This is a genomic window from Patescibacteria group bacterium, assembly GCA_018817085.1.
Classification (GTDB): Bacteria; Patescibacteriota; WWE3; order CG2-30-40-12; family CG2-30-40-12; genus CG2-30-40-12.
Genome location: JAHIUT010000045.1, coordinates 1 through 5,348, shown reverse-complemented (window position 1 = coordinate 5,348; position 5,348 = coordinate 1). Strand labels below are relative to the sequence as shown.

At 36.7% G+C, this 5,348-nt stretch carries 9 protein-coding genes, 1 tRNA gene and 1 pseudogene; 10 read left to right on the top strand and 1 reads right to left on the bottom strand.

Annotated elements, in window-relative coordinates:
- From KJ678_03195 to KJ678_03185, 3 genes and pseudogenes are all read left to right on the top strand, one after another.
- Positions 1–203 (top strand): hypothetical protein (locus tag KJ678_03195; protein MBU1017136.1); only part of this gene is annotated, 203 nt, incomplete at its 5' end.
- A 41-nt stretch (positions 204–244) separates the two neighbouring features.
- Entirely contained in the window at positions 245–622 is a 378-nt protein-coding gene (locus tag KJ678_03190; protein ID MBU1017135.1) for a recombinase family protein, read from the top strand.
- Between the two features lie 171 nt (positions 623–793).
- Positions 794–1,021, top strand: a pseudogene (locus KJ678_03185) (recombinase family protein).
- A 247-nt stretch (positions 1,022–1,268) separates the two neighbouring features.
- Here KJ678_03185 and KJ678_03180 read toward each other — a convergent pair.
- Positions 1,269–1,344, bottom strand: a tRNA-Pro gene (locus KJ678_03180).
- Positions 1,345–1,494: 150 nt separating this feature from the next.
- On the opposite strand from KJ678_03180, the gene KJ678_03175 reads away from it, so the two are divergent.
- The 7 genes from KJ678_03175 to KJ678_03145 all read left to right on the top strand — a co-directional run.
- Complete coding sequence (locus KJ678_03175) at positions 1,495–1,761, top strand: metal-sensing transcriptional repressor (GenBank protein MBU1017134.1); 267 nt, start codon at positions 1,495–1,497, stop codon at positions 1,759–1,761.
- Positions 1,762–1,781: 20 nt separating this feature from the next.
- A complete protein-coding gene (locus tag KJ678_03170; GenBank protein ID MBU1017133.1) occupies positions 1,782–2,456 on the top strand; it encodes a hypothetical protein in 675 nt (224 codons plus the stop codon).
- 21 nt (positions 2,457–2,477) lie between these two features.
- The gene (locus KJ678_03165) at positions 2,478–3,281 is read left to right on the top strand and encodes a DUF1573 domain-containing protein (GenBank protein MBU1017132.1); all 804 of its coding nucleotides are present in this window, start codon (positions 2,478–2,480) and stop codon (positions 3,279–3,281) included.
- A 53-nt stretch (positions 3,282–3,334) separates the two neighbouring features.
- A complete protein-coding gene (locus KJ678_03160; GenBank protein MBU1017131.1) occupies positions 3,335–3,568 on the top strand; it encodes an SHOCT domain-containing protein in 234 nt (77 codons plus the stop codon).
- A gap of 10 nt (positions 3,569–3,578) precedes the next feature.
- Complete coding sequence (locus tag KJ678_03155; protein ID MBU1017130.1) at positions 3,579–4,016, top strand: DUF1573 domain-containing protein; 438 nt, start codon at positions 3,579–3,581, stop codon at positions 4,014–4,016.
- Positions 4,006–4,719 carry a hypothetical protein gene (locus KJ678_03150; GenBank protein ID MBU1017129.1) on the top strand — a complete coding sequence of 238 codons (714 nt, stop codon included), beginning with the start codon at positions 4,006–4,008 and terminating at the stop codon, positions 4,717–4,719. Before KJ678_03155 ends, KJ678_03150 begins: the two co-directional genes overlap by 11 nt.
- Positions 4,720–4,722: 3 nt before the next feature.
- Positions 4,723–5,348, top strand: a 626-nt coding sequence (locus KJ678_03145) for a TlpA family protein disulfide reductase (GenBank protein ID MBU1017128.1), incomplete at its 3' end; no start/stop codon positions are given.

Here is a 5,348-nt window from a genome sequence, read left to right as displayed (position 1 = left end):
TAAAATTTTTGCGTTTTCTTTTGAGGTTTTACTCTAAGCAAAACCATTTAGAGCCGACACGTTCGGAAGCGAGGCCGCCGCAGGCGGCCGACCTAACCTTTGCGAAATTCGGTTCTAACTTTTTCGTAAATCTCGACCAAAAGAGAAAAGGAGTCCGCCGAGAAGCCCTTTTTATATTCTGCCGAGAGCTGCCGATCAGATAAAAAGAAGGAAAGAAAACGCAAAAATTTTAGGAAACATAACCATGACAAAATATATTGCTTATTGCCGAAAATCTAGAGATGAGGCTGACAAACAAGTCTTGTCTATCGAAGCACAAATCGCAGAGCTAAAAGAATTTGCCAAACGGGAACATTTGGAGATTGTCGAGTTTGTCGAGGAAGCAAAAACCGCCAAAATGCCGGGAAGAGAGCAGTTTGCCGAAGTTCTAAAGAAAATCGAGAAGGGACACGCAAACGGGATTGTTGCATGGCACCCCGATCGTTTAGCCAGAAACTCAATGGATGGCGGAAAAATTATTTATCTTCTCGATACCGGTAAACTTCTTGATCTAAAGTTTCCAACATCCTGGTTTGAAAACACGCCACAAGGAAAATTTATGCTTTCGATTGCCTTCGGCTAATCGAAATATTATGTTGACAATCTTTCTGAAAACGTTAAGCGTGGCTTGAGGCAAAAACTCCGAAACGGAGTTTGGCCCGCAAAAGCTCCATACGGATACTTGAATAATTCCAAAACCAGAGGAATAGATATTGATCCTGAAAAATCAAAAGCCATTAAGAGAGCCTTTGAAATGTTTGCAGAGGGAAACCATACTTTCACAGACATTGCTAAATATCTCCATAAGTTTGGATTAGAACGTAAAAACGGAAAGCCACTCCACATCAACGAAATCCGGCAAATTCTATCCAACAAGTTTTACGTCGGAATTATGTTTTACAACGGCGAATATCACGACGGAACTCACAAGTGTTTAATCTCCAAGGAATTATTCCAAAAAGCTCAGGAAGAAATTGCCAAAGTTGAAGAGATTGGTTCGAGTTGGCTCGAACCTATGAGAGAATTCGTAAATTGCGCCTTACAGGCGCAAAAAATCGCGCGCGCAAAAAATAATTGCGAAGAATTAGCATTCTTCGCAAAACGTGTCGGCTCGAACTTCTTTTTATCTGATCGGCAGCTCTCGGCAGAATATAAAAAGGGCTTCTCGGCGCTCCGTGCGGGCGCCGGCGCACGGAGCGCCTCCAACTCGACGGACTCCTTTTTTCTTTTGGTCGGGGATGGGAGACTCGAACTCCCGACCTCGCGCACCCCATGCGCGCACGCTACCAACTGCGCCAATCCCCGAAAGCCCATTCTAAATCTACCCCTATTCTAACACTATCTAGAAACATTTACACTAAAACTTAATTTGCCTATTGACAGTATTATTTCACTTGATAAAATACACCTATACCTGTGGTATAGGTGATGTTAGCTTAGTTTTTGAATTAAAATATGTTAAAAAGCAAATCTCTAATAAATTTAAAAAAAACCCAAAGTCTTCTTTCCAAGATAATTGAGATGATAGAAAATGATAATTATTGTATAGATATAATGCAACAAAATCTAGCGGCGATAGGTCTTTTAAGATCTGCGCATCAAATGCTTATGGAGAAACATCTTAACACTTGTTTTAAAAAGGCTATGGGTACAAAAAACGAAAAAAGAAAACAGGAAATGACAGACGAAATTCTAAAAGTTACTAAATTATTTAATAAGTAGGTGGTTGTTAACTAAAAATTATGAAAAAACAGAAAGATATTCTTAAATCCTTAATTCCTTTCCTGTCTTTATTCTTGATAGGAATAATTGTAGGTGGAACAGCTGTTAACGTTTATTTTAATTTTAAGCAACAAAAAAAATTGTCTAAAAACGACCCCAGCAATTATCAAGCGGACGTTGCTGCTTATTTAAAATTTAAAGACATAAAAGAATCCTTTATGCCATCAGGTATTCCAGAAGTTTATGGCCAAAAATTAGGTATTTCTTTTGATAATGTTCAAGATGCCATTAATAAAATTAGCGCTTTAGACCCTACATACGGTAAGGATGGAGAGAAAATAGCCTTAACCGATTTAACCCCATCTGAATTGGAACGGTATAAGAAAGTAGGGGTATCTATTGCTTGCGAATATTGTTGTGGCGTAAAAACATTAACACAAGAAGATGGAACAGCCGCTTGCGGTTGCGCCCATTCTCAAATGATGAGAGGTCTATCCGCGTATTTAATTAAAAACAACCCGGATGTTTCCAACGATTGGATTTTAGAAGAACTTAACAAATGGAAAAGAACGTATTTCCCAAAACAGACTCTTTCTGCAGAACTGGATAAATTAGCAAAATCGGGCGAACCCGGAATGGACCAACTATTAAAAGAGTTTCCTGACTTTCTACCTCAAATGGTTGGTGGGTGTTAAATTAAAATTCAAATAATTAATATGTCTGGAATTGAAAACCACAAAAACCCAATAGTTTTTAAATCTCTAATCACTCTAAGTATAGTTTTTGCTCTAAGTTTAGTTATCAATTTTATTTTAATCCCCAAAAATTGGGCAAAATTACAAGAATATATCTACAAAACTGCTCACTCTGTTAGCCAACCGGTTAGTGCTCAAGAGATTTACCCAATGTTTTTGTGTCCGTGTTGTGGAAAACCGCTTGATCCAGATAATATCTGTTGCGAAATGGCTCAAGAAAGAATCACTTTTATTGACGGGTTAACAGCTGGAACAATGTCTAAAGAAGAAGTGATAATGGCCTATATCAAAAGGTATGGTCTGGATTCTTTTGTTGATAAAAATCAAACTACGGAGTTTAAGCAAAAATTGATTGCCCAAGCGCCAGTAGAACGACCAATTATTTCTCTTAACCCAGATGTAATTGATTTTGGGGATATAAGTCAAACCGAAGGGGAAGTAACTAATCTTTTTGAAATTACCAATTCAGGTAAAACTGATTTGATTATTAATAAATTGGATACTTCTTGTGGATGCACTTCTGCGTCAATTGTATTTGAAGGCAAAGAAGGACCAAGATTTGCCATGGCCGGGCATGGTGTTGAAAGCCCTAAAGATTGGGAAATAGCTATTCCTGCGGGGAAAAACGCGCAGTTAAAAGTCTATTACGACCCTAACGTCCACCCAGATTTCCGCGGAGAAGCTATCAGAGAAGTTTATGTATTTTCCAACGACCCTATCAACATTGAAACAAAGGTGAAAATTGAGTTGAACCAAATTGACTAATGCAATTTCTAGCGCATTCTAACGATACAGAACTCTTTCATTATGAGGGTATGATGAATGGCAATGGTTGGGGAATGGGTGTTGGCTGGGGTATTTTCGGCTGGATTTTTATGCTTTTGTTCTGGATTTTAGTGGTATTTGGTATAGTCATTTTAATAAAATGGCTAACAAACCAGTCTAAACCAGAAACAAAAGAAAACACCACCATGGAAATTCTCAAACAGCGCTATGTTAAAGGAGAAATTGATAAAAAAGAGTTTGAAGAAAAGAAAAAAGATTTAGCTTAATTTCTGTTATATGAATCAAAAAAGCATCCTTATCATTATTATAATTTTAGCCATTTTAGGATTAGCAATAATAGGCTACTTTAGGGCTGTGCCGGGCGTAGAAAATCAAACAGACAATCGCCCACAAATTGAAGTCACACCCCAAACTTTTGATTTTAACGAAATTGAATATGGTTCAATAGCAAAACACACTTTCAAAATTAAAAATTTGGGAAAGGAAACTCTAGAGATTAAAAAAATAGCCACTTCTTGTGCCTGCACTTCTGCCGAGGTTGGAAAGAAAATCCTAGGACCCGATGAAGAGATTGACTTGAATGTAAGTTATAATACCGGGTTGATGGGCGACTCACCGCACGCCAAAGGCGAGCAAGAGCGAATTATTTATGTCAAAAGCAATGATCCAATTAATCCACAAATTGAAGTAATAATTCAGGCTTATGTTAAATAATTTGGCAAATAATATTAATACCGCTACCCCAGTAACAATGGCTTTTTTAGTAGCCATAACTGGTTTTTTGGATGGCATTCATCCTTGCGCCATCGCTATCTTAATTTTCTTTATTGCCTTTTTGCTAACTCTACACAGGTCATTTAAAAATATTCTTGGGCTGGGACTTGTTTATATTTTGGTCATTTTTTTAACTTATTTAGTAATCGGCGTTGGACTTTTGTCCGGCATAATGCTTTTTGGCCAGCATCATTTTTTTGCTAAATTAGGTTCGTGGCTTTTAATTTTGTTAGGGACAGTGAATTTAAAAGATTATTTTTTTCCTCAACTTAAGACAGGGATTAAGTTACCTAAAATTCCAAACGAGAAGATAAAAGGTTATTTACAAAAAGCGACCTTGCCAACCGTAATTACAGCTGCATTTTTAGTTGGACTTTGTTCGGTACCCTGCTCTGGCGGAATTTACGCAGCCATTACCGCTCTTTTAGCTTCCAAAACCACCTTCTTTACTGGTTTTTTATATCTTTTGCTTTACAATTTAATGTTTGTTATGCCCTTAATTATTCTGTTGCTTCTTGCCACCAATCCTTATACTTTAGTCAAGTTTGGCGAGTGGCAACAAAATTATAGAAAAACTCAAAAATTAGTTATGGGTATATTTATGATAATTTTAGGTGCCGGGATTTTAATATTTTTTGTTTAGCGTATGAACCAAAAAAACAACAGTAAACAAGAAGAAAGTTGTCCTCTTTGCGAAACTACAAAAGAGGCAATGGATATGTTGAATGCAGACAAAGAGCCTGAAATAAAAAACAAGAAGTCGTCTTGGAAAATAAAGACGATATTTGGGTGTTTGGTGATAATTCTTGGGGTGGTTGGTGGTTATAAGATATTATCCAATTCTCCTTTGATAAATTTTGTAACAGAAGATAATTTAATTCAAAAACAGTCAATCAATGTTTCTGAAAAAATCAGTCCTCAAATAAATGATCTTGCGCCCGATTTTGTGTCAGAAGATGTTTTTGGCAATAAAGTTGCTTTAAGCAATTTCCGTAATAAAAAACCAGTGCTTTTAGTATTCTGGGCAACTTGGTGCGGTCAATGCGCCAAAGAGTTGCCTAACCTAAAAACTTTTACTCAAAAATATCAAGACAAAATTCAAGTATTAGCGGTTGACAGTGGAGAACCAAAGGAGACAATCAGGGATTATATTCAAGAAAAAGATATTAATTTTTTAATACTCTTAGATAATAATAGAAAAGTCTGGAATCAATATTTGGTCCGCGGTACTCCCTCACACTTTTTAATTGATAAAAATGGAAAGATTATAAC